At 60.9% G+C, this 22,382-nt stretch carries 20 protein-coding genes and 1 pseudogene; 5 read left to right on the top strand and 16 right to left on the bottom strand.

Going from position 1 to position 22,382, the window contains the following annotated elements; all coding sequences use genetic code 11:
- Window positions 1-6: 6 nt before the first annotated feature.
- Genes ETEE_RS06735 through ulaA form a run of 6 tightly spaced genes read right to left on the bottom strand, consistent with a single transcriptional unit; the run spans window position 7 to window position 4,435 of the window.
- Window positions 7-696, bottom strand: a complete 690-nt coding sequence (locus ETEE_RS06735) for an L-ribulose-5-phosphate 4-epimerase (protein ID WP_034163903.1) — start codon at window positions 694-696, stop codon at window positions 7-9.
- Window positions 684-1,556, bottom strand: a complete 873-nt coding sequence (locus ETEE_RS06730; protein ID WP_034163901.1) for an L-ribulose-5-phosphate 3-epimerase — start codon at window positions 1,554-1,556, stop codon at window positions 684-686. The genes ETEE_RS06735 and ETEE_RS06730 overlap by 13 nt, the downstream gene beginning before the upstream one ends.
- A gap of 10 nt (window positions 1,557-1,566) precedes the next feature.
- Window positions 1,567-2,223, bottom strand: a complete 657-nt coding sequence (locus tag ETEE_RS06725) for a 3-keto-L-gulonate-6-phosphate decarboxylase UlaD (protein ID WP_034163900.1) — start codon at window positions 2,221-2,223, stop codon at window positions 1,567-1,569.
- On the bottom strand, window positions 2,220-2,705 hold the full coding sequence (gene ulaC / locus ETEE_RS06720) for a PTS ascorbate transporter subunit IIA (RefSeq protein ID WP_034163899.1): 486 nt from the start codon (window positions 2,703-2,705) through the stop codon (window positions 2,220-2,222). Before ulaC ends, ETEE_RS06725 begins: the two co-directional genes overlap by 4 nt.
- Window positions 2,706-2,714: 9 nt before the next feature.
- Window positions 2,715-3,020 (bottom strand): PTS ascorbate transporter subunit IIB, encoded by a 306-nt coding sequence (ulaB, locus tag ETEE_RS06715; RefSeq protein ID WP_034163898.1) that lies wholly within the window; start codon window positions 3,018-3,020, stop codon window positions 2,715-2,717.
- Window positions 3,021-3,037: 17 nt separating this feature from the next.
- Window positions 3,038-4,435, bottom strand: coding sequence for a PTS ascorbate transporter subunit IIC (ulaA, locus tag ETEE_RS06710; protein ID WP_034163896.1), 1,398 nt, complete (start codon window positions 4,433-4,435; stop codon window positions 3,038-3,040).
- Between the two features lie 379 nt (window positions 4,436-4,814).
- Between ulaA and ulaG the strand changes: the two genes are divergently transcribed.
- A complete protein-coding gene (gene ulaG, locus ETEE_RS06705) occupies window positions 4,815-5,879 on the top strand; it encodes an L-ascorbate 6-phosphate lactonase (protein ID WP_034163894.1) in 1,065 nt (354 codons plus the stop codon).
- Window positions 5,880-5,979: 100 nt separating this feature from the next.
- Window positions 5,980-6,735, top strand: coding sequence for an HTH-type transcriptional regulator UlaR (gene ulaR / locus ETEE_RS06700; protein ID WP_034163892.1), 756 nt, complete (start codon window positions 5,980-5,982; stop codon window positions 6,733-6,735).
- Between the two features lie 77 nt (window positions 6,736-6,812).
- Here the strand turns inward: ulaR and nfuA are convergent, their stop codons facing one another.
- Both nfuA and ETEE_RS06690 read right to left on the bottom strand, forming a co-directional pair.
- Window positions 6,813-7,388 carry a Fe-S biogenesis protein NfuA gene (gene nfuA / locus ETEE_RS06695; RefSeq protein WP_005290532.1) on the bottom strand — a complete coding sequence of 192 codons (576 nt, stop codon included), beginning with the start codon at window positions 7,386-7,388 and terminating at the stop codon, window positions 6,813-6,815.
- A gap of 58 nt (window positions 7,389-7,446) precedes the next feature.
- Window positions 7,447-8,057: pseudogene (locus ETEE_RS06690) on the bottom strand (phosphoribosyltransferase family protein).
- A gap of 44 nt (window positions 8,058-8,101) precedes the next feature.
- On the opposite strand from ETEE_RS06690, the gene bioH reads away from it, so the two are divergent.
- Window positions 8,102-8,878, top strand: coding sequence for a pimeloyl-ACP methyl ester esterase BioH (gene bioH / locus ETEE_RS06685; protein ID WP_034163891.1), 777 nt, complete (start codon window positions 8,102-8,104; stop codon window positions 8,876-8,878).
- Between the two features lie 71 nt (window positions 8,879-8,949).
- Here bioH and ETEE_RS06680 read toward each other — a convergent pair whose 3' ends face one another.
- The 5 genes from ETEE_RS06680 to greB all read right to left on the bottom strand — a co-directional run bounded on the left by ETEE_RS06680 (window position 8,950) and on the right by greB (window position 15,425).
- Window positions 8,950-9,198 (bottom strand): FeoC-like transcriptional regulator, encoded by a 249-nt coding sequence (locus ETEE_RS06680; protein ID WP_015462440.1) that lies wholly within the window; start codon window positions 9,196-9,198, stop codon window positions 8,950-8,952.
- A 21-nt stretch (window positions 9,199-9,219) separates the two neighbouring features.
- Window positions 9,220-11,535, bottom strand: a complete 2,316-nt coding sequence (feoB, locus tag ETEE_RS06675; RefSeq protein ID WP_034163890.1) for a Fe(2+) transporter permease subunit FeoB — start codon at window positions 11,533-11,535, stop codon at window positions 9,220-9,222.
- Between the two features lie 99 nt (window positions 11,536-11,634).
- Entirely contained in the window at window positions 11,635-11,922 is a 288-nt protein-coding gene (gene feoA / locus ETEE_RS06670) for a ferrous iron transporter A (RefSeq protein WP_034163888.1), read from the bottom strand.
- A 604-nt stretch (window positions 11,923-12,526) separates the two neighbouring features.
- Window positions 12,527-14,866 (bottom strand): Tex family protein, encoded by a 2,340-nt coding sequence (locus tag ETEE_RS06660; protein ID WP_034163885.1) that lies wholly within the window; start codon window positions 14,864-14,866, stop codon window positions 12,527-12,529.
- Between the two features lie 82 nt (window positions 14,867-14,948).
- The gene (gene greB / locus ETEE_RS06655; RefSeq protein WP_034163884.1) at window positions 14,949-15,425 is read right to left on the bottom strand and encodes a transcription elongation factor GreB; all 477 of its coding nucleotides are present in this window, start codon (window positions 15,423-15,425) and stop codon (window positions 14,949-14,951) included.
- A gap of 340 nt (window positions 15,426-15,765) precedes the next feature.
- Here greB and ompR point away from each other — a divergent pair, with 340 nt between their 5' ends.
- Window positions 15,766-16,485 carry an osmolarity response regulator transcription factor OmpR gene (gene ompR / locus ETEE_RS06650; RefSeq protein ID WP_005290509.1) on the top strand — a complete coding sequence of 240 codons (720 nt, stop codon included), beginning with the start codon at window positions 15,766-15,768 and terminating at the stop codon, window positions 16,483-16,485.
- Window positions 16,482-17,867: a two-component system sensor histidine kinase EnvZ gene (gene envZ, locus ETEE_RS06645; RefSeq protein WP_034163882.1), complete on the top strand. Its 1,386-nt coding sequence runs from the start codon at window positions 16,482-16,484 to the stop codon at window positions 17,865-17,867. The genes ompR and envZ overlap by 4 nt, the downstream gene beginning before the upstream one ends.
- 88 nt (window positions 17,868-17,955) lie before the next feature.
- Here the strand turns inward: envZ and pckA are convergent, their stop codons facing one another.
- From pckA to ETEE_RS06630, 3 genes are all read right to left on the bottom strand, one after another.
- Window positions 17,956-19,575, bottom strand: coding sequence for a phosphoenolpyruvate carboxykinase (ATP) (gene pckA, locus ETEE_RS06640; RefSeq protein ID WP_034163881.1), 1,620 nt, complete (start codon window positions 19,573-19,575; stop codon window positions 17,956-17,958).
- A gap of 277 nt (window positions 19,576-19,852) precedes the next feature.
- A complete protein-coding gene (locus ETEE_RS06635) occupies window positions 19,853-20,275 on the bottom strand; it encodes a rhodanese-like domain-containing protein (protein WP_034163879.1) in 423 nt (140 codons plus the stop codon).
- Between the two features lie 57 nt (window positions 20,276-20,332).
- Entirely contained in the window at window positions 20,333-22,336 is a 2,004-nt protein-coding gene (locus ETEE_RS06630; protein ID WP_167549805.1) for a cytochrome c3 family protein, read from the bottom strand.
- Window positions 22,337-22,382: the final 46 nt, after the last annotated feature.

The following is a 22,382-nucleotide window of genomic DNA, read 5'->3' as shown; positions in this document are numbered from 1 at the left end:
GGCGATTTAGCCGCGCTGGCCGTAGTAGGCCTCCGGCCCGTGCTTGCGCCGGAAATGCTTATCGCGCAGCGCCCGATCCAGCGGGGCGAGCCGTGGGTTCAGACTATGGGTAATCCAGGCCATTTTGGCCACTTCCTCCAGCACCACCGCGTTATGCACCGCCTGCGCCGCGCTCTCTCCCCACGCGAAGGGGCCGTGCTGGTGAACGACGATCCCCGGCATGTGGCCCGGATCGCGCTGCGCCAGCGTTTCGATGATGACCAGCCCGGTGTGATGCTCATAGTCGTGGTCGATCTCGGCGGCGCTCAGCGCGCGGGTGCAGGGAATATCGCCATCGAAGTAGTCGGCGTGGGTGGTGCCGAGCGCTGGGATTGCCCGCCCCGCCTGTGCCCAGGAGGTCGCATGGGTCGAGTGGGTATGCACGATACCGCCCAGCTGCGGGTAGCGGCGGTACAGCGCCAGGTGGGTCGGGGTGTCGGATGAGGGGCGCAGCGCGCCAGCGACGATCTGCCCGTCAAGATCGACGACGACCATCTCATCGGGGGTCAGCGCCTCATAGGCGACGCCGCTGGGTTTGATGACGACGTAGCCGCGTTGGCGATCGATGGCGCTGACGTTGCCCCAGGTAAAGGTGACCAGCCCGTGGCGCGGCAGGGCCATGTTGGCCTGGTAGACCTGCTGTTTCAGCCGTTCCATGAGGCCTCCCGCGTCACCGCCAGTCCGGCACGTCGCATCCGTTCCAGAACCCAGTCGCGCGCCTCGCGCACCGCCTGCAGCGGGTCTTGGGCGCTTTCGCTCCATATCTCGATCAGGTAGGGGCCGCGGTAGCCATGGCGATCCAGCGTGCGGAAACAGGCCTCAAAGTCGACCACGCCGCTGCCGAAGGGGACATCCCGAAACTGGCCCGGCCGGGTGTCTTTGACATGTACGGCGACGATGCGGTCGATGCCCGCCGCCAGCTCCAGTTCGACGTCATTATCCCAGGCCGAAAGGTTGCCGATATCCGGGTAGATCTGGAACCAGGGGCTGCGCAGATAGCGGCAGTAGCCGAGCGCTTTGCTGACGGAGTTGAGCAGCGGCGTGTCCATGGTTTCCATGGCCAGCGTGACCTGCGCCCGGCTGGCCAGGATGACGGCCTGGCTCAGCCCCTCGCGGAGCAGCTGGCGCGTCAGGGAATTGCCCTGCTGATAGTAGACGTCGTATCCCGCCAGCTGAATCACCCGGATCCCCAGATCCTGTGCGAGGGTAATCGCGTGGGCCAGCAGCCGCAGCGCCTGGCGTCTGACCTCCTGATCCTCGCTGCCCAGCGGAAACCGGCGGTGGGCGCTGAGGCACAGGGAGGGAATACGCACGCCGCTGTGCGCCATCGCCGCCAGCAGCTCCAGACGCTGCTGGCGTGACCAGGTCAGTCGGGCCAGGCGGCGATCGCTTTCATCGATAGACATTTCGACGAAGTCGAACCCGAGCTGCGCGGCCTGCGCCAGGCGTCGTGGCCAGTCTTCGCCGGCGGGCAGCGCCTTTTCATAGATGCCCAGCGGCACCGTGGAATGCAGCATGTCGCGCTCCTTAGCCCCACAGCTGGGCGATACGCTGTTGGAAATGGTGGGCGGCGGCCAGCGGATCGTCGGCCTCGCGGATGCTGCGCCCAGCGATGAAAACATGCACCGGGATCCCCTGAAACAGCGGCAGATCGTCCAGGGTGAGGCCACCGGTCACCGTGACGCGAAAGCCCATGTCGCTCAGGCGGCGTATGGCGTCGATATCCGCCTGCCCCCAGGCCACCCCCGTCGCCTGTGCGTCGCGGCTGCGGTGGTAGACCACCTGACCGATACCCGCCTGGCGCCAGGCCTGTGCCTGCTCCCAGGTCCAGTAGCCGGTCAGCTCTATCTGCAGATCGCCGCCGAACGCCTGCGCGACCGCCAGCGCGTTCTTGGTCGTAGCGATATCGGCGCAGCAGATCACGGTGATCCAGTCGGCGTTGGCCTCAAAACACATGCGCGCCAGGATGGCGCCGGCATCGGCAATTTTGGCGTCGGCCAGGATGATCTTGTGGGGATAGAGCGCCTTGAGATCGCGTATGGCGCGCACGCCCTCGCCGACGCACAGTATCGTGCCGACCTCGATGATATCGACGGCTTCGGCGATCTGCCGGGTAGTGAGGTAGGCCGCCTCCAGCGTCGGGTTATCCAGCGCGATTTGCAGCATAGGCAGGGACGGTATCATGAGGCGACTCCTTGGGGATGCGATGGGGTGGTTGCCGAATCGATGAGCGCCAGCACCTGCGCTGGCGTGCGGCAGGCGCGCAGGCGCGTAAAGTTGGCCTCATCCTCGAACAGGTCGACGATCTGACGGATACCGACCTCCTGATGGGTGTGGGCGTCGACGGCGGCCAGGGTGATCAGAATGTCCACCGGGTCGTTATCCTCATGGCCGAACGCGATCGGCGTACGCAGGGTGACCAGTGCAAAGCCGGTCTTGATCACACCCTCTTCCGGGCGCCCGTGCGGCATGGCCAGCCCCGGAGCCAGCACAAAGTAGGGGCCAAAGCGCGCGACGCTATCCAGGATGGCCCGGTAGTAGCGTGGCTCTACGACACCGGCGCTGACCAGGAGATCCACGCCGATCCTGACGGCCGCAGGCCAGTCCGCCGCCTCGGCCTGTAGGCGGATGCTGTGGTTTTCCTCCAGAGAGTCTCGCAGTTTCATCATGGCTCCTTAGCTGAGGTCCTGGGGGAAATGGGCGCGGATGACCTCCAGCAGCCTGGGGCCGAACTCTTCTGCCGACAGCATATTGCGCACCCCGACCACGTATTTATTGCCGCTGACGCTGATCTCGCCGGCGACGTGGGTGGAGGCAATGATGATATCTGCGCCGCTCAGCTCCGATTTATACTCGCCGACCGCGCAGCTGTTGACGCTGTGGTCAACGCCCTGCTGGGTTAGAAACTGATCCACCTTCATCTTCATGATCATTGAGCTGCCTTGGCCGTTACCGCAGACGGCGAGAATGCGTACTGTCATGATGTTTCTCCATGGAGTTAGTGTGTTGTGCCGCGCGCCGGATCGGTCTGCGCCGCCTCTTCTGCCCGCAGGCTGCGCCCGGCAACCAGCATGTAAGCCAGGGCGATCAGCAGCAGAACGCCCATAAACCACAGCCCCAGCGTCAGCCCCTGGATCATCGGCGGAGCCAGGATGGACCAGTCGGCCATCCCCATCCAGGCGCTGAGCCCGGTAAGTTTGACGGCCCAGACGCAGCCGAAGATTTCAATCATGCCCATGACCAGACAAATCTTGATGGCTGCCCGCCAGCCGCCGAAGTGGTTGGCAAAGACGCCGATCGTCGCGTTGGAGAAGAACATGGGGATAAAGCCGGGGATGATCAGGATAGGCGACCCCAGCAGGATCAGGATGCCGATGGCGATTAGCTGCCCGATGGTACCCCAGATAAATCCCCAAACGACGGCGTTGGGGGCAAAGCTGTAGATGGCCGCGCAGTCGATGGCCAGCACGGCGCCGGGGATCAGGCGCTGGGAGATGCCGGTGAAGGCCTCGGACAGCTCCGCGACAAACATGCGCACGCCCTGAACGATGATGAAGATCGCGACGGCGAACTGGAAACCGGTCTGCAGGATGTAGATACTCCAGTGGATTTTCCCCGCCATCAGCTGGACGGTGTCCAGCCCGAAAGAGCCGAGGATCAGCCCGAAGAACAGGGTCATCACGATCGCGGTCGAGACGATATTGTCGTGGAAGATATTCAGCCAGCCGGGCAGCCTGAGATCTTCCACGCTCTCCTCCCTGCGCCCCAGATAGGGGGCCAACCGATAGGCCAGCCAGGAGGCAAACTGCTGCTGATGGCCAATGGAGAAGCCGCAGCCGTCGGTGACCTCCTGAGTGGGGCGATACATCATGTTGGCGGTGATGCCCCAGTAGAGCGAGACCAGCAGCGCGCTGCACAGGATCGTGGTCCACATGGGATAGCCGAAGATATAGAACACCACGGCGATAAGCCCGGCCTGCTGAAACATGATGTGGCCGGTCAGCATGATGGTGCGGATGCCGGTGAGGCGGCGCAGCAGGACGTAGAGAATGTTCAGCGCCAGCGCCAGCAGCACGGTATAGCCTACCCAGCTGTAGGCGTCGCCCATGCGCTCGATGGTGGCCATCATCGAGGCGTAGGTGTCTGAAATGGCTCCGTTGATGTGATAGACCTCGGACATCTTGGCCACCACCGGTTTGAAGGTTGACGTCAGGATGCCGGAGCCCGCCTGCAGCAGCATAAAGCCGATGATGGTTTTGATCGTGCCTTTGATGATCACCGTCGCCGGTTTACGCAGCAGCAGGTAGCCGAGGCAGGTGACAATCCCCAGCAGCAGGGGGGCATTGGTCATCACCTGATTGAAAAAAATCAGAAAGGCACGGTACAGAATATCCATAGCGTTCTCCGTTCGGCGTGGATCCTGAGCGCGGATCCGGGGGATCGCGCTCAGGGCTGTGTATAATTCGACCACTCTAGCAATCGTTAAAAATCACTTAAAGATTAAATATGATCATTTGTGATTGTGATCTCAACTTGTCGATCGCCTCGCGGGTGGGCGTTCCTTGGGCTTCATCGCACGTCGCTGTATTTTTATCTGCATGATTATAAATAATAATTTATTTTTTAGTGGCCGTTGCGCCGTAGTGCGGAGGGATAGCCTCTTGTATCGGGTATCCCTTGATCTCACGTCACTATGCTATTGCAATCAAAATTGATCTAAATATGATTAATATTGATTTTATGTGCTGCACTGGTGAGCCGATAGGAGGCCGACGATGAGTAAACTTGATGGCATTACCCGCGAGTCCTGGATCCTGAATACGTTTCCGGAGTGGGGAACTTGGCTGAACGAGGAGATAGAGCAGACGACGGTGGATCCCGGCAGCTTTGCGATGTGGTGGCTGGGCTGTACCGGGATCTGGCTGAAGTCGGAGGGGGGGGCGAATCTGTGCGTCGATTTTTGGTGTGGAACCGGTAAGCGCAGCCACGCCAATCCGTGGATGGCGGCGGGGCACCAGATGCAGCGGATGGCTGGGGTGCAGAAGCTGCAGCCCAATCTGCGCACCTCGCCCTTTGTGCTCGATCCCTTTGCCATCCGCGAGATCGATGCGCTGCTGGCGACCCACGACCATAATGATCATATCGATATCAATGTGGCGGCCGCTGTGCTGCGCAATGCGGCGCCGGACGTCCCCTTCATCGGTCCGCAGCGCTGCGTCGATCTGTGGGTCTCTTGGGGGGTGCCGCGCGAGCGCTGCCGGGTGGTGGTCCCCGGCGATACGGTGCGAATCAAAGATACAGAGATCGTGGCGCTGGACGCCTTCGACCGCACCGCTCTGATCACGCTGCCGCCGTCGGAGCGGGCGCAGGGTACGCTGCCCGACGGTATGGATCTGCGAGCGGTTAACTACCTGTTTAAGACGCCTGCCGGTTCGCTGTATCACAGCGGCGACTCCCACTACTCTAACTATTATGCCAAGCACGGCAACGATCATCGCATCGACGTGGCGCTCGGCTCCTATGGCGAGAACCCGCGCGGGATCACCGATAAGATGACCAGCGCCGATGTCCTGCGGATGGCCGAGGCGCTGAAGGCCAAAGTGGTGATCCCGTTTCATCACGATATCTGGTCTAACTTCCAGGCCGATCCGCAGGAGATCCGGGTGCTGTGGCAGATGAAGAAAGATCGTTTGGGCTACGGCTTCACCCCCTTTATCTGGCAGGTGGGTGGTAAGTTTACCTGGCCACAGGATCAGGGGCGGCTGGAGTATCACTACCCGCGCGGCTTTGACGACTGCTTCACCCAGGAGCCAGACCTGCCCTTTAAGGCCTTTTTGTAGCCGGGCGGCGGCGGTATCTGCGGCAGGGATACCGCCCGATTTGTTTCCCCGCGGCTTTCAAATATACTCATGTTGTAATCATAACTGAGCCTGGATTTTCATGACGGAATCACAACGACATCAGACCCTGCTGGAGATGCTGCAGCAGGATGGCTTTGTCAGCGTTGAGCAGCTGATCGCGAGCCTGCAGATATCGCCGGCGACGGCGCGGCGCGATATCAATAAGCTGAATGACGCCGGTAAGCTGAAAAAGGTGCGCAACGGCGCGGAGGCCGTGAGCCCCAATCGTATGGCCTGGACGCCGATGAATATCCACCGGGCGCAGAATCACGATGAAAAGGTGCGCATTGCCCGCGCGGCCTCGCGGCTGGTACAGCCGGGTGAAAGCGTGGTGATCAACTGCGGCTCGACGGCGTTTTTGCTGGGGCGGGAGCTTTGCGGACGCGATGTGCAGGTGATTACCAACTATTTGCCGTTGGCTAACTACTTGATAGATCAAGAGCATGATAGCGTGGTGATCATGGGGGGACAGTATAATCGCACCCAGGCGATCACGCTGGCACCGGCGGACGGCGATGCCTCGCTGTATGCTGGACACTGGATGTTTACCAGCGGTAAGGGGTTGACCCCGGAGGGGCTGTACAAGACCGATATGCTGACGGCGATGGCAGAGCAGAAGATGCTGAGGTACGCCGGTAAGCTAGTGGCGCTGGTGGACAGCAGCAAGGTGGGACAGCGGGCCGGCATGCTGTTTGCGCGCGCCGGGCAGATCGACATCCTGATCACCGGTCATGATGCCCCGGCGGAGGTGGTCGCGCGCCTGCGCGAGTGCGGCGTGCGGGTTGAGTTAGTGTAAACGGGAAAGGCCAGAAAGCCGCGCGCCGCGCGGCAGATCACGCGATGGGGGCCGTCGTGCCGGCCCGCCTGACGGTATCAGTAGTAAGAGTGGTCGCCGCGCTGATGCTCGGTCAGATCGCGTACGCCCTTCAGCTCTGGGAAGCGCTGCAGCAGCTCTTTCTCGATCCCCTCTTTCAGAGTGTAGTCCACCATGGAGCAACCGTTGCAGCCGCCGCCGAACTGCAGAATGGCGTAGCCTTCATCGGTGATCTCCATCAGCGAGACGCGACCGCCGTGGCCCGCCAGCTGGGGGTTAATCTGCGATTGCAGAATATACTCCACGCGCTCGATCAGCGGCGCATCGTCGGCGACTTTACGCATCTTGGCGTTGGGGGCTTTTAGGGTCAGCTGCGAGCCGAGCTGATCGGTAACAAAGTCGATCTCGGCATCTTCAAGGAACGGGGCGCTGATTTCGTCGACATAGGCGCTCAGCTGCTCAAAGTCCAGCTTACGGTCATTGGCTTCTACGGCGTCCGGCGGGCAGTAGGATACGCCGCACTCCGCATTGGGCGTACCGGGGTTAATGACAAAAACGCGGATCTGGGTACCCGGCTCCTGGTTTGCCAGCAATTTGGCAAAGTGCTCTTGCGCTGCTTCGGTAATACGGATCATGGCATCTGCTCAATAGTTGACTTCTCCGGTCGGTTATAATACGCCGATCGTAAAATGCTCACAAGGTGCGGCATAGGCAGATCGTCTCTACCGACATCACACCCTGTGCTATCAGCAGGCGGGAGATTTCGCTCAGGGTACTGCCGGTGGTGATCACATCGTCGACCAGCAGCACCCGCCGCCCGGCCAGCGCCCGGTGCGCGGCGAAGGCACCGCGCAGGTTGCGCCGCCGCTGCGCCGCGCTGAGCCCCTGCTGGGGCGGGGTTCGCCGAATGCGCCAGAGCCACTGCGGGCGGAACTCGGCCTGCAGCCAGCGCGCTAGCCAGCGGGCCAGTTCGGCGGCCTGGTTGTAGCCGCGCTGCCAGTGGCGTAGGCGGTGCAGCGGCACCGGCAGGATGATCTCGGGGCGCGCCCGCGGCGCGCTGCGGCGATCCTGCAGGTAGCGCAGCAGCATCAGCCGGGCCAACGGCACGGCCAGCGGCCATTCCGCGCGGTATTTCAAGCGCTGTACCAACGGCGCCAGGGGTGATGGATATCTGCACTGGGCAGCCCACAGCGGGGACAGCAGGGCGGCGGCGCGGGCAGCGCCCGACGGCAGGCGCTACAGATACCGACCGGCGCCCGTAGGGGAAGGCGGCAGATCGCGCAGCGTCCGTGAAGTGATACCATAGGCACCGTCCTGAAAGGTCCAAGGTGAAAGGAGACCATAACCGATGAGTGCGCTGTTTTGGCATACCTGCGGCGCGGGTAAGCGCGATCTTGTGCTGCTGCACGGCTGGGGACTGAATGCCGAAGTGTGGCGTTGCATTGTCCCCCAGCTCTCTGCGCAGTTTCGCCTGCACCTGGTCGATCTGCCCGGCTATGGGCGCAGCGGCGGCGATACGCCGTATTCGCTGGCGGAGATGACGCAGCGGGTGCTGGCGCAGGCGCCGGAGCGGGCGCTATGGCTGGGCTGGTCGCTGGGGGGGCTCGTCGCGACTCAGGCGGCCCTGCATCACCCGCAGCGGGTCAGCGGTTTAATCACCGTCGCCTCTTCGCCCTGTTTTACGGCGCAGACGGCGTGGCCGGGGATCCGTGGCGATGTGCTGCATCATTTTCAATCACAGCTGCGTGATGATTTTCAGCGTACGGTGGAGCGTTTTCTGGCGCTGCAGACGCTGGGGACAGACAGCGCCCGGCAGGATGCCCGCGCGCTGAAGTCGGTGGTGCTGGCGCAGCCGATGCCGTCGGCGGCAGTCTTGAACGGGGGGCTGTCCCTGCTGCGCGAAACCGATCTGCGCCCACAGCTGGCGACGCTGGCGCCGCCGTGGCTGCGCCTCTATGGCGCGCTGGACGGCCTGGTTCCGCGCCGGGTGGTGCCGCTGGTGGATGCGCTCAGCCCGCGCGGTCGCTCGCTGATTATTCCCGGTGCCGCCCATGCCCCCTTTATCTCTCATCCCGCGCCGTTTTGCGCCGCGCTGTGTGATTTTGCCGGCGGGGCGTCGGCATGATGGGATGAGACAAAAAAAGCAGCCGCATCTGCGGCTGCCTGTCGAGGGGCGTCAATGGCTACGGCGCGCGTTTAGTGCAGCGTGCGTATCCGATAGACGACGGTTTCACATTTTTTCTGCGCTTCGGGGCAGCCTTTACAGCTGCCGCTCAGGCATCCGCTATCCATATCATCGACCTTTTCCACACATCCCATGTGCTCCAGGCGCTCCAGCATGGCGCGTACCAGGGCCGGCGTACCGCCGACCTCACGGCACAGGCGCTGTAGCTCAATGCGCCCATGCAGTGCGACGGTATCCCGGACTTGCAGTAAGGTAGTCATCATGGCGCTCCGTTAGGGGGATCAGTGGCAGCTGCCGCTATTATTGCAGCAGCAGCTGGCGCTGGCGGCGTTGCTCAGGCGCACGGTAACCCGTTCGCGAGAGCGGCGCAGTACGATCAGCAGCGCCAGGTTAAATAGTATGACGATGCTGATGGCGATCAGGCTGTAGTCCGGATGGGCGCTGAAGTTGACCACCTGGTAGTACAGGGTCGCCAGTGAATAGGCTACGTTCAGCCCCCAGCCGATGGAGAACAGCATCCAGCCGCGGCTGCTTTCACGGGCGATGGCGCCCATGACCGATACGCAGGGGACGTACAGCAGCACGAAGATCAGGTAGGCATAGGCGGCGCTGGCGCTGCCAAATTTGCTGCTCATTACCCCCATGGAACCGCTGCCCATTTCACCGTCGCCCTTGCTGGCTTCGATGGGGTTGGAGAGGACGCTGATACTGAAGGTATCCTTCAGCCCCTGCCACGTCTCATCCAGCGCCTCTTTCAGGCCGCCGGCCAGGCTATAGCTCTGCGGATCGAACGTTTCTTCATTGATATGTTCGGCGGTATACAGGGTGTTCAGGGTGCCGACGACTACCTCTTTGGCCATGGCGCCGGTCACCAGACCGACGGTGGCCTGCCAGTTGTCCTCTTTGACGCCAATCGGCTGCAGCAGCGGCGTCAACACTTTACTGGTCGTGGCCAGCGCGGAATCGTTGAGGTCGCTGACCGGCTTACCGCTGAAGGAGAAGCTGTTCAGCGCGCCGATAAAGATACTGACGATGATGATCACGCGGCCGGCGCGGATCACAAAGCCCTTCAGGCGCTGCCAGGTCTGCAGCAGCAGACTTTTGAGATGGGGTACGTGGTAGACCGGCATCTCCATGACGAACGGCGAGGACTCCCCGCGCATCAGGGTATGCTTCAGCATCAGCCCGGTCAGGATGGCCATCACGATACCCAGCAGGTACAGCGAGAACACGACGAATGCGCCGTTCTGGCCAAAGAAGGCGGCGGAGAAGACGGCAAAGATGGCCAGCCGTGCGCCGCAGGACATAAAGGGTGCCATCAGTACGGTGATCAGCCGTTCACGCGGTGCATCCAGGGTTCGCGCCCCCATCACGGAGGGAACGTTACAGCCGAATCCGACGATCAGCGGGACAAAGGATTTCCCGGGCAGCCCCAGCGCCTGCATCATCTTGTCGACGACAAACGCCGCGCGGGCCATGTAGCCGGAGTCCTCCAGAAAGGAGAGGAACAGGTACATCATGCCGATCTGCGGCACCAGCGGTAGTACGGTATTGATCCCGCCGCCGACCCCTTGGGCTAGGAAAATGGTCAGCCAGTCGGGGAAGTTCAGGGTTGCCCCCAGCCACTGGATCCCCTGAATAAACAGGGTGGCGGAGCCAATGTCAAACAGGGGCTGCAGTGCCCCGCCGATGTTGATGGCCAGCAGGAACATCAGGTACATCACCAGCAAGAAGATGGGGATCCCCAGCCAGCGGTTTAGGATCACCCGGTCGAGCTTTTCCGTCAGGTGGTTGGGCTGCGCCTGCTGGCTGTTACTGACGGCATCGCAGATATCGGTGATGCTTTGGTAGCGGGCGTTGGCGATGATCAGCGCCGGATCTTCGTTCAGGGTACGCTGCAGGGTGTCGCGCACCTCCGGCAGCAGCGCCAGCGCGTTGCTGGCCCGCGAGGAGCTGTAGATATCGCCCTCCAGCAGCTGCAGGGAAATCCAGCGGCGCTGCTGCATGGTCAGGGAGTCGGGCATCACCTGCGACAGGCGATCGACCTGGCTCAGCAGTAGCGGGGGATAGTCAACCAGCGCCTCCACCGCACAGACCGGCGGCATGTCGATGGCTCGCTTCAGGGCGCAGATCCCCTCGCTGCGGGTAGAGACCATCGGGATCACCGGGCAGCCCAGGCGCTTGGATAGGGCGTCGATGTCGATCTCAATCTGCTGGCTGCGGGCGATGTCCAGCATGTTGAGCGCGACGATGCAGGGGATACCCAGCTCCAGCAGCTGGAGCGTCAGGTAAAGGTTACGTTCCAGGTTTGCTGCATCCACCACGTTGACGATCAGGTCTGCGTCGCCGCTGAGGATGTAATGACAGGCGATCTGCTCATCCAGCGAGGTCTGTTCGGAGATGGTGGTCAGCGAATAGGTACCGGGCAGATCGACCAGCTTGACCTGATGCTGGGGCGTCGCGAACTGCCCCTCTTTACGTTCGACGGTGACGCCGGCCCAGTTGCCTACGCGCTGGCGCGCGCCGGTCAGCTGGTTGAACAGCGTGGTTTTCCCTGAGTTGGGGTTACCGATTAACCCGATGGTCAATTGTTTCATAATTTACTGTTTTTTTGGCGAAGACAGACACTGGCACGGGCGTGGCTCGCCCGCGCTATCCCTTGAGCATATGCCGATGAAGGTGGCTATGCGGTGCGTTCAGGCGCGCTGCTGCGCGCCGATGGTGGCGACGGCCGCGCTCTGCGGCGCAGGCTGCGGTTCACCCATCGGTTCAATATTCAGCAGTGCGAGATCTTTCTTACGCAGCACCAGGCTGACCCGGCGCGCCTTGACCTCAATGGGGTCGCCCAGCGGCGCGATACGCACCACCGTAAACGGCGAGCCGGGCAGGAATCCCAGCGAGAGCAGCTTTTGACGGTAGGCCGGACTGATATTCGGTGAAAAGCCCAATATTTTGTATTGATGACCCGGAAGAAGCCGATGCATATAAACCTTCTTACTGATTACGACAGTCATTGCGCTGAGCCTTCACTCGGGGACGCCGGCGGCATAGTGTTGGCTGGAGAGGGCGCCTGGGTGAACACGCAGTATAATAAAACTGATAATTGTTTTCATCTGTGTTTCAAGCCGAGCGTCACACGGCTTACGTCAACGGCGCCGTACGCTAAGGCGGCTACCGTCCTTACTATGGCTGTGTTTTAGCACTATTTTAAACAGTCCGCAAATGAGAATCATTCGTTAAAATGGTTAATGGAATGTGCCTATTTTTTGTGTGGGATTGGGGGGCGCCAGTGCCATCGTATGCTACCCGTCGTCGTGAGCGGCGGAGAAAGAGCGTCATTTCGACAATTTATTCAATAATATTATGTTGATATAGGATATTCATCCAGTGGATGAAAAGGCGCGCTGCGCGGGATGACGGTCAGCGCCGAGGCGGGGGGCGCGCGGCGCGGGGTAACTTTACGTAACACTTTCATTACATTTCCGCGCGGCGAGCGGAGGGCAAGATTATGAAATTGCGATGAAGTCTCATTTAGATTTGCATTATGTGATGAGCGTCACGCCCCACGGCGGGGGCGTGACGTCGCTGTCAGCGCTTGTTTTTGCCCAGCGCTGCCGCCAGGGCATCCCCCATGGCGCTGTTGCCGCTGCTTCCCGGGCGCTCGGCGCGGCCGTGGCCCGTGCGCACCGGACGCTGCCCCGGCCGGGCGCGTTCACCGCTGCGATCGGCCGATGAGCGACGGCCGCCGCCTTCGCCGGGCTGCTCATCCAGACGCATCGTCAGGGCGATGCGTCGGCGGGCCTGATCGACCTCGAGGACTTTCACCTTAACGATGTCGCCGGCTTTAACCACCTTGTGCGGATCGTCAACAAACTTATGGGCGAGAGAGGAGATATGCACCAGGCCGTCCTGATGTACGCCGATATCGACAAAGGCGCCAAAGTTGGTGACGTTGGTGACCGTTCCCTCTAGGATCATGCCGATGCTGAGATCGGCCAGGGTCTCTACCCCTTCGGCAAACGTGGCGGTTTTAAATTCCGGACGCGGGTCGCGCCCCGGCTTTTCCAGCTCACGCAGAATATCGCTGACGGTCGGTACCCCGAAACGCTCATCGGTGAAGGCTTTCGGGCTCAGGCCGCGCAGCGCATCGGGGTTCCCCATCAGCATCGCCAGGCTCTGCTCGGTTTTCGCCAGGATCCGCTCAACCACCGGGTAGGCCTCTGGGTGCACCGTAGAGGCATCCAGCGGGTTATCTCCGTGGGTGATCCGCAGGAAGCCCGCGCACTGTTCGAAGGCTTTGGGCCCAAGCCGGCTGACCTTAAGCAGCTGTTCGCGATTGGAAAAGCGGCCGTTGGCGTCGCGCCAGCTGACGATGTTCTGGGCCATCAGGCGGCTCAAGCCCGCCACCCGGGTCAGCAGCGCGACCGAGGCGGTATTCAGGTCGACGCCCACGGCATTGACGCAGTCCTCTACTACGGCATCCAGCTTGCGAGCAAGCAGGCTTTGGCTGACGTCGTGCTGGTACTGACCCACGCCGATGGATTTGGGATCGATCTTCACCAGCTCCGCCAGCGGATCCTGCAGGCGACGGGCGATAGAGACGGCGCCGCGCAGGGAAACATCCAGCTCGGGAAACTCCTGCGCCGCCAGTTCGGAGGCGGAGTAGACCGAGGCGCCCGCTTCGCTGACGATCACCTTCTGGGCCGTCACCTGCGGGAACTGACGCTGTACGTCGGCATAGAAGCGATCCGTCTCGCGCGACGCCGTGCCGTTACCGATGGCCACCAGTTCGACGCCGTGCTTTTGGCACAGGTTAGCCACGCTGACGGCTGCCTTGGCCGCCTGACCGGTATGCGGATAAATTGTGTCGGTGGCAACCAGCTTACCGGTGGCGTCGACGACGGCCACCTTGACCCCGGTACGCAGGCCAGGATCCAGGCCCATGGTCGCGCGCAGCCCGGCCGGCGCCGCCATCAGCAGATCGTGCAGGTTACGGGCGAACACGTTGATGGCCTCATCTTCTGCCCGCTCGCGCAGGGTGCCCATCAGCTCGGTTTCCAGGTGCAGCAGCACCTTGATGCGCCAGGTCCAGCTGACCACGGCCTTGCGCCAGGCATCCGCCGGCGCCTGCGTCAATCGTAGCCCGAGATGATCGCAGACAATCTGTTCGCCATAGCTCTCTTTCGGCGGCTCGTCGCACTGCGGGTCGGGGTTGAGGGAGAGCTGTAAAATGCCCTCGTTACGTCCGCGGAACATCGCCAGCGCCCGGTGGGAGGGCACGGCGGCGAGAGGCTCATGGTGGTCGAAGTAGTCGCGAAACTTGGCGCCTTCGTCCTCTTTGTCTTCATTGACCCGTGAGACCAGATGGGCATTTTTCCACAGGTAGTCGCGCACTTTGCCCAGCAGCGCGGCGTCTTCGGCAAAGCGCTCCATCAGGATATAGCGGGCGCCGTCCAGCGCCGCCTTGGCGTCGGCCACCCCTTTTTCGGCATCGACATACCGTAGCGCTAGGGTCTGCGGATCGTGCTGCGGCTGCTGCCACAGCGTATCGGCCAGCGGCGCCAGCCCGGCCTCGATGGCGATTTGTCCCCGGGTACGCCGCTTCGGCTTATAGGGGAGATAGAGATCTTCCAGTTCGGTTTTACTTTGGGTGGTGCGGATGGCGCTTTCCAGCGGCGCATCCAGCTTACCCTGTTCTGCGATCGACTTAAGGATGGTGGCGCGGCGCTCCTCCAGCTCCCGCAGGTAAATCAGGCGGCTCTCCAGCTGACGCAGCTGTGTATCGTCCAGCCCGCCGGTAACTTCTTTGCGGTAGCGTGCGATAAACGGCACGGTATTGCCTTCGTCCAGCAGGCGGATGGCGGCGTCAACCTGCTCAGTACGCGCCTGCAGTTCTGTTGCGATAATACGGCTTAATGCGTCATTCATAGCGTTAGATAGTCTTGATGGATAAAAGCCAAGTCCCCGTTATACGGAGTCAGCCAAGAAAATACCAGCCCGCGCGGGCGGACTATGGCGTGACGTAGTCGATGGCATTGACATACCACTCTGCGTCACCCTGCGGCGTTGCCACGGTCGCGGCATCGCCCACCTCTTTTTTCAGCAGCGCGCGGGCCATCGGCGAGTCAATGGAGATATAGTCGTTACGGCCAAAGATTTCATCATAGCCGACGATGCGAAAGCGCTTGATATCGCCCCGTTCGTTTTCCACCTCGACCCAGGCGCCGAAGAAGACCTTACCGTCTTGCTGTGGGGAGTAATCGACAATTTTAAGTATACTCATGCACTTACTCAGATAACGTACGCGTCTGTCAATTTCGCGCAGGCGCTTCTTGTTGTACTGATAATCTGCGTTTTCGCTGCGATCGCCCAGGCTCGCTGCCCAGGTCACCTTTTTGGTGACCTCCGGGCGTTCTTCGCGCCACAGGTAATCCAGCTCCTGTTTGAGTTTTTCGTAACCTTCTCGGGTAATCAGCGGGGTTTTCATCTGTTATAACCTGAAGTGGATGCCACATCGTCCAGTGCCGCGCCGTGCGGCCCTGTCATTACGCAGGCGCTGCGCGCGCGGCGGCGCAGCACAGCCTATCCCATTTTGCCCGCGTGGGCGAATAAATGGCGTGATGGTGCATTCAAGCTCGCGTAAGCATAAGATAAATAACCTTTGTAACAATTTAGGCTAGAATATAAACCATTATCTGCTGTCTGAATAAAGAGACTTTTCTGACAATAGATCGCTTGGGGTGCGCGCGATATCGGCGGCCCATAACCTGATTGCCATATACCGCTATACAGATAAGCACCGGGCTTTCTGCCTTTGGGAGTAAACCATGCAAGAAAATTACAAAATTCTCGTTGTTGATGATGATATGCGCCTGCGGGCTCTGCTGGAGCGCTATCTGACTGAACAGGGATTCCAGGTGCGCAGCGTCGCTAACGCGGAGCAGATGGATCGTCTGCTGACGCGTGAATCTTTCCACCTGATGGTGCTGGACCTGATGCTGCCGGGCGAAGATGGTCTGTCTATCTGCCGCCGCCTGCGCAGCCAGAGCAACCCGATGCCGATCATTATGGTGACCGCCAAAGGAGAGGAGGTGGATCGCATCGTGGGCCTGGAAATTGGCGCAGATGACTATATTCCCAAGCCGTTTAACCCGCGTGAGCTGCTGGCCCGCATCCGCGCGGTGCTGCGCCGTCAGGCCAACGAACTGCCCGGCGCGCCCTCCCAAGAGGACGCCGTGATTAACTTTGGCAAGTTCAAGCTCAACCTGGGTACGCGTGAAATGTTCCGTGACGATGAGCCGATGCCATTGACCAGCGGCGAGTTCGCTGTGCTCAAGGCGCTGGTGAGCCATCCGCGTGAGCCGCTGTCGCGCGATAAGCTGATGAATCTGGCGCGCGGGCGCGAGTACAGCGCTATGGAGCGCTCCATCGACGTGCAGATTTCCCGCCTGCGTCGGATGGTCGAAGAGGACCCGGCGCATCCGCGCTACATTCAGACCGTATGGGGTCTGGGGTATGTCTTTGTCCCGGACGGCAGTAAAGCATGAGACGACTGCGTTTCTCGCCGCGCAGCTCTTTTGCCCGCACCCTGTTGCTGATCGTTACCCTGCTGTTCGTCAGCCTGGTGACGACCTACCTGGTCGTGTTGAACTTTGCCATTCTGCCCAGTTTGCAACAGTTCAATAAGGTGCTGGCCTATGAGGTGCGGATGCTGATGACGGATAAGCTGCAGCTGGAGGATGGTACCCAGCTGGAGGTTCCGCCGGCGTTTCGCCGCGAGATTTACCGCGAGCTTGGTATTTCGCTGTACACCAATTCAGCGGCGGAGGAGAACGGGCTGCGCTGGGCGCAACATTACCAGTTCCTTAGCCAGCAGATGGCTCAGCAGCTGGGCGGTCCGACGGACGTGCGGGTTGAAATCAGCAAGAATACGCCGGTGGTCTGGCTCAAGACCTGGCTATCGCCTGATATCTGGGTGCGGGTGCCGCTGACGGAGATCCATCAGGGTGATTTTTCACCGCTGTTCCGCTACACGCTGGCGATTATGCTGCTGGCGATCGGCGGAGCCTGGCTGTTTATTCGGATACAAAATCGGCCGTTGGTCGAGCTGGAGCATGCCGCCCTGCAGGTTGGCAAGGGGCAGATCCCGCCGCCGCTGCGTGAGTATGGCGCCTCGGAGGTGCGCTCGGTGACCCGGGCGTTTAATCAGATGGCGGCGGGGGTTAAGCAGCTGGCCGACGATAGGACCCTGCTGATGGCCGGGGTCAGCCACGATCTGCGTACCCCGCTGACGCGTATTCGTCTGGCGACAGAGATGATGAGTCCGCAGGATGCCTATCTGGCGGAGTCGATCAACAAGGATACGGAAGAGTGTAACGCCATTATTGAGCAGTTTATCGACTATCTGCGCACTGGTCAGGAGATGCAGACCGAGGCGTGCGATCTGAACGGTATCCTGACCGAGGTCGTGGCGGCGGAGAGCGGCTATGAGCGCGAGATCGATACCGATCTGGCCGACGGTGAGCTGTTGATCGATGCGCATCCGCTGTCGATTAAGCGGGCCGTCGTCAATATGGTGGTGAACGCAACCCGCTACGGTAATGGTTGGATCAAGGTCAGCAGCGGCATGGAGGGGGTGCGTGCCTGGTTCCAGGTGGAGGATGACGGCCCAGGGATCGACGATGCGCACCTGGCCCATCTGTTCCAGCCCTTTGTCCGCGGTGAAAGCGCGAGAACCACCAGCGGAACCGGCCTGGGGCTGGCGATCATTCAGCGTATTATCGATGCCCATCACGGTTCGCTGGATATTGGTCGCAGCGAGCGCGGTGGACTGAAGATCCGTGCCTATTTACGACGGGTCAATATGATCGCGACCGCGGCGCCCGAGACCGCGCCGCGCAGCGGCGGGCGGCGTAAAGAGCGCGTCTGATGCACCGCCAGAGAGCCTCTGGACAGTAAAAAGGATGCCCTGGGGCATCCTTTTTTACGTCGGCGGCGTATCTCCGCGTGGGCGTGAGCTAGCGCTGGGGGCCAGCGTGAACCAGCGCGGCGCCCGCCGGCGTATCGGTGTACTTGTCAAAGTTGGCGATGAAACGCTGCGCCAGATCCTGAGCCTTCTCTTGCCATTGCTCGCGATTGGCGTAGGTATCGCGCGGATCGAGGATCGCCGGATTGACGCCGGGCAGCTCGGTCGGCACCGCCAGGTTAAAGATCGGCAGAGTAAAGGTTTCCACCCGATCGATATCGCCGTTGAGGATGGCATCGATAATGGCGCGGGTATCCTGGATGGAGATCCGTTTGCCGCTGCCGTTCCAGCCGGTGTTGACCAGGTAGGCCTGAGCCCCGGCCGCCTGCATCCGTTTGACCAGCACCTCGGCGTACTGGGTGGGGTGCAGCGTCAGGAATGCGGCGCCGAAGCAGGCGGAGAAGGTCTGCGTCGGTTCGGTTACGCCGCGTTCGGTACCGGCCAGCTTGGCCGTGAAGCCGGACAGGAAGTGATACTGCGTCTGATCCGCGGTCAGGCGGGAGACCGGCGGCAGGACGCCGAAGGCGTCGGCGGTAAGGAAAATGACCTTCTTGGCCGCCCCGGCTTTGGATACCGGCTTCACGATGTTTTTGATGTGGTAGATGGGGTAGGAGACGCGGGTGTTTTCGGTCTTGCTGCCGTCGTCAAAGTCGACGCTGCCATCCGCCCGCACCGTGACGTTTTCCAACAGCGCATCGCGGGTGATGGCGCCGTAGATGTCGGGTTCGGCGTCGGCGGAGAGTTTAATGGTCTTCGCGTAGCAGCCGCCCTCAAAGTTAAACACGCCGTCATCGTCCCAGCCGTGCTCATCATCGCCGATCAGGCGGCGCTTGGGATCGGTTGAGAGCGTGGTTTTCCCGGTGCCGGAGAGGCCAAAGAAGATCGCCACGTCGCCCTGTTCGCCCACGTTGGCGGAGCAGTGCATGGAGGCGATGCCCTTTAACGGCAGCAGGTAGTTCATGATGGAGAACATCCCCTTCTTCATCTCGCCGCCGTACCAGGTTCCCCCGATCAGCTGAATGCGTTCGGTCAGGTTAAAGGCGACAAAGTTTTCGGAGTTCAGCCCCTGCGCCTGCCACTGCGGATTGGTGCATTTGGCACCGTTCATCACGATGAAATCGGGTTCAAAACCGGCCAGTTCATCCGCCTCTGGACGGATGAACATATTTTTGACGAAGTGGGCCTGCCAGGCCACCTCGGTAATAAAGCGGACCTTCAGGCGGCTGTCCGGGTTGGCGCCGCAGTAGGCATCGACGACGAACAGGCGCTTGTTGGAGAGCTGGCGGGTCACCAGCCCCTTCAGATGCTGCCAGACTTCCGGCGACAGCGGGCGGTTGTCATTCTTGCCTTTGCCCTGATCGGACCACCAGACGGTATCGCGGGTGGTGTCGTCGCGCACCAGGTACTTATCCTTGGGGGAACGGCCGGTAAAAATACCGGTATCCACGGCAACGGCGCCCAGAGAGGTAACGGTACCGCGTTCATAGCCCTGTAGGCCAGGGGCGGTTTCTTCCTTGAATAAGAGGTCGTAATCGGGATTATGGACGATTTCAGTAACGTCAGAAATGCCGTAGGAGGCGAGATCAGCTGCGGTTAAGCCTTTGGCATGCATTGAACTACTCCTTGTAGGTTATTTTTATCTGCGTTTACTGTATGTGGTCGCTTTTTTGTTAACCGAGATAGTCATCAAAAAAACAAAAATTCAGCGGAATCCATTTTGTGGTAGATCCTTCCATTTTGATAATCCCTGCCGGGATCAATTATTAGTTGATCTCCCGTGGTGACACGCCGCCCTGACGCGGCATCGGCCGCAGATCATCGGCCCCGCTCTGGAGAGCCTCCGCGGCCCAGCGTCCGGGGGCGGAGATGCCCCGCTGGCGACCCTGACGCTATGCGGTATCCGCCTTTTCGATGGCGCGGCCGGAGGTGATCCAGCCGAAGATACCGTCCGCCATATGAAAGACCTGCCGATAGCCGAGGCTCATCGCCGTGCCGGCGGCATCGTAGCTGGCCATACACAGCCGGTTGGCACAGTAAAAGATCAGCGTGGCCCGGCGATCGGCCGGCAGCAGCACCGGCCAGTTGGCCTGGTTGATGTAGATCGCACCGGGAATATGCCCCTGTTGCCAGATCTCCGGCGTGTTGGCGTCAAGGAAATAGACGTTGGGTTTGCCCAGCAGTGCCTCGGCTGCCCGCATACTGATAACGGATGGCTCATGGGCCTCCGGCGTTGGCGCATCGGTGGCGCAGACCGTGCCGGAGACGATGGTCAGCACCAGCAGCATCGCGGTCGGTGACGGGGAACGTATCATGATGATCTCCTTGGTGATGGGTGTCGCCGGGCGGCGCGGGGCCTCCGGCGACCGACCTTATTTGGGCGCCTTGCCTTCATTGAGGATCGTTTCAGCCTGTTCGATATACAGCAGGGCCTCTTCCATACGGGTCTTGGCGTAGTTGGGCGCGTGCAGTCCCCAGGAGCCGTCTTTTTCGATCAGATCTGCCTGCGAACGCGCCTGACCGCTGAGCAGCCGGATTTGTACCCTATCGCTCAGAGCCAGCGTGGGTGCCTTCGCCAGACGTTTTTCGATGCGTGCCAGCCCGCTGCGAATACGCACGTAGCCGTCCCTGACCGGCGTTTGCCACTCCACCACCTTGGCATAGATGCTCTCCTGATCCTTAAACTGCAGCCGCTCAGAAAGTACCGTCTGCACCGGGCTGTGGCATCCGCCGCCTTCGACCACGTCGCTATCGCTGAACGCTGTCCGTCCGCAGGACCACATCAGATCCAGGTAAGGTTTGCCATCCTGTTTGGCGATGCTCCAGCCTTTGATATCGGCGGTACGGGGTTTTCCCTCCGGGGGATTGAGGGTCTTTGCCGTCTCGTCTACCCGGATTTTCCAGATATGGGCGCGCCGTACGTTGTCGAATCCGGCCATATCGGGGAACTGGATCGTGGCAAAGTTTTCACAGCTTCCCATGTTGGGCATATGACAGGCGGTACAGCTGCTTTGCCCGTGGGTATCGCCCTGAGCGAAGAATTCGGCCTGCTCGGTGTGGCAATCCTGGCACTGCTTTTTCAGCGTGGTCTTGGTAAACCCCTCCTTCCAGTCATTGGCTGTGACGGCATGGGGATCGTGGCAGGTACTGCAGCGCATGCCTTTCTCATAGTGGACGGTGCTGTACATCTGCGAACCCTCGGTGCCGCAGGAGGGGCAGGATGATTTGAAATAGCTGTTAAATGGTTTTAGCGGGTTGGCCTCGGCATCGGCCTCATTGTATGCGAAGCGCTGATGGCAGCGCTCGCAGTTCGAGGGGATACCGGCCCCGCGGGCGCCGTACAGATGGGCGCCCGCGCCATGGCACTCTTCGCAGCTAATCCCCTTGGCGATGGTATGCTTGCGCAGCTCCTCCGGTTTGCCCAGCGCGGCGATAAACTCCTCGCTGCTGTTGAAGTCAAACTTCATGGAGTGGCACACCTCACAGTAGGCGCTGGCAGGCTGAAACAGCATTCGGGTGCGGTTGGATGCTCCGTAAGAGGTCATCCCCCAGACGCTGGACCCCTGGGAGCCGAAGTCCTCCAGCTTGGTGGGGAATCCCGGGACGAAGCTGGCGATCTTTTTCGCCATGTCCGGCGTGATGAACTGGGCCCACCCGCGGGAGAACTGATTACCGCCGGCAACCATGGTGCCGGTGCCGTCCCTGAGCAGTCCGTCCTCGATATGGTAGGTTCCGCGGACCATCCAGCCGTCGATAAACCCATATTTGGTCCGTGGCGTTCCGATCACTGCGTAAATGGCGTCTGCCGTAATGCCCTGGGGTAAGACGGAAGCCTTGCTACCGTACAGTCCACGGTTCAGATCGCCGTCGGGAATTTCAACCATTTCGCTGGGGAATCGGACGGTTTTGGCGTGGCGTGAACGTTCCCAGGCTTGGTACTGGGCTGGGTGGCACTCGCCACACTTCTCCGGGCCGACATATTTATTGGGGAAGTCGAGGATAGACTCAAAGCCGAGCCGGTAGGTGATCGCGGTTGGGCGACCCTGCTTGGCGGCATATTTATCGCCGCCGCCGAAGTCGACAAACTCCTCCTGGCGATCGCTGATGCTGTATTGTCCAACCAGGCGCCCGGCGGACTCGTACTTGAACATCGGGTGATGTTCACGCAGATAGGCGAAAAAATCCTTTTCTTGTCCTACGTACTCCAGCAGAGTACGAGGCTTTTCTGGAATACCGTCGTTGCGGTTGAGGTCGATACGCGCCGTCGATGCCGTCTCGGTCTGCGGTGACGGTTGGGCGACCAGCTCTGACGCCGCCATTAATGACGTACAGCACATTCCTATAATGAGACAGATTAAGCGGGTGGGTATTTTCATCGTCAGCTCCTTGACTTAATAAAGCGCGGTGCGATGGAGAGTTATA

Origin of the sequence: Edwardsiella anguillarum ET080813, assembly GCF_000264765.2 — a bacterium.
GTDB lineage: Bacteria > Pseudomonadota > Gammaproteobacteria > Enterobacterales > Enterobacteriaceae > Edwardsiella > Edwardsiella anguillarum.
Note: the sequence above shows the minus strand (reverse complement) of the source record. Positions and strands in the feature narration are given on the sequence as shown.

Coding starts and splice junctions, on each gene's coding strand:
- ulaB (WP_034163898.1), bottom strand. CDS start 3,020: ATGACAGTACGCATTCTCGCCGTCTGCGGTAACGGCCAAGGCAGCTCA.
- ulaC (WP_034163899.1), bottom strand. CDS start 2,705: ATGAAACTGCGAGACTCTCTGGAGGAAAACCACAGCATCCGCCTACAG.
- bioH (WP_034163891.1), top strand. CDS start 8,102: ATGAGTGCGCTGTTTTGGCATACCTGCGGCGCGGGTAAGCGCGATCTT.
- nfuA (WP_005290532.1), bottom strand. CDS start 7,388: ATGATCCGTATTACCGAAGCAGCGCAAGAGCACTTTGCCAAATTGCTG.
- ulaA (WP_034163896.1), bottom strand. CDS start 4,435: ATGGATATTCTGTACCGTGCCTTTCTGATTTTTTTCAATCAGGTGATG.
- ETEE_RS06680 (WP_015462440.1), bottom strand. CDS start 9,198: ATGACTACCTTACTGCAAGTCCGGGATACCGTCGCACTGCATGGGCGC.
- ETEE_RS06630 (WP_167549805.1), bottom strand. CDS start 22,336: ATGAAAATACCCACCCGCTTAATCTGTCTCATTATAGGAATGTGCTGT.
- envZ (WP_034163882.1), top strand. CDS start 16,482: ATGAGACGACTGCGTTTCTCGCCGCGCAGCTCTTTTGCCCGCACCCTG.
- ETEE_RS06660 (WP_034163885.1), bottom strand. CDS start 14,866: ATGAATGACGCATTAAGCCGTATTATCGCAACAGAACTGCAGGCGCGT.
- ulaR (WP_034163892.1), top strand. CDS start 5,980: ATGACGGAATCACAACGACATCAGACCCTGCTGGAGATGCTGCAGCAG.
- greB (WP_034163884.1), bottom strand. CDS start 15,425: ATGAAAACCCCGCTGATTACCCGAGAAGGTTACGAAAAACTCAAACAG.
- ompR (WP_005290509.1), top strand. CDS start 15,766: ATGCAAGAAAATTACAAAATTCTCGTTGTTGATGATGATATGCGCCTG.
- ETEE_RS06725 (WP_034163900.1), bottom strand. CDS start 2,223: ATGATACCGTCCCTGCCTATGCTGCAAATCGCGCTGGATAACCCGACG.
- ETEE_RS06635 (WP_034163879.1), bottom strand. CDS start 20,275: ATGATACGTTCCCCGTCACCGACCGCGATGCTGCTGGTGCTGACCATC.
- pckA (WP_034163881.1), bottom strand. CDS start 19,575: ATGCATGCCAAAGGCTTAACCGCAGCTGATCTCGCCTCCTACGGCATT.
- ulaG (WP_034163894.1), top strand. CDS start 4,815: ATGAGTAAACTTGATGGCATTACCCGCGAGTCCTGGATCCTGAATACG.
- feoB (WP_034163890.1), bottom strand. CDS start 11,535: ATGAAACAATTGACCATCGGGTTAATCGGTAACCCCAACTCAGGGAAA.
- ETEE_RS06730 (WP_034163901.1), bottom strand. CDS start 1,556: ATGCTGCATTCCACGGTGCCGCTGGGCATCTATGAAAAGGCGCTGCCC.
- feoA (WP_034163888.1), bottom strand. CDS start 11,922: ATGCATCGGCTTCTTCCGGGTCATCAATACAAAATATTGGGCTTTTCA.
- ETEE_RS06735 (WP_034163903.1), bottom strand. CDS start 696: ATGGAACGGCTGAAACAGCAGGTCTACCAGGCCAACATGGCCCTGCCG.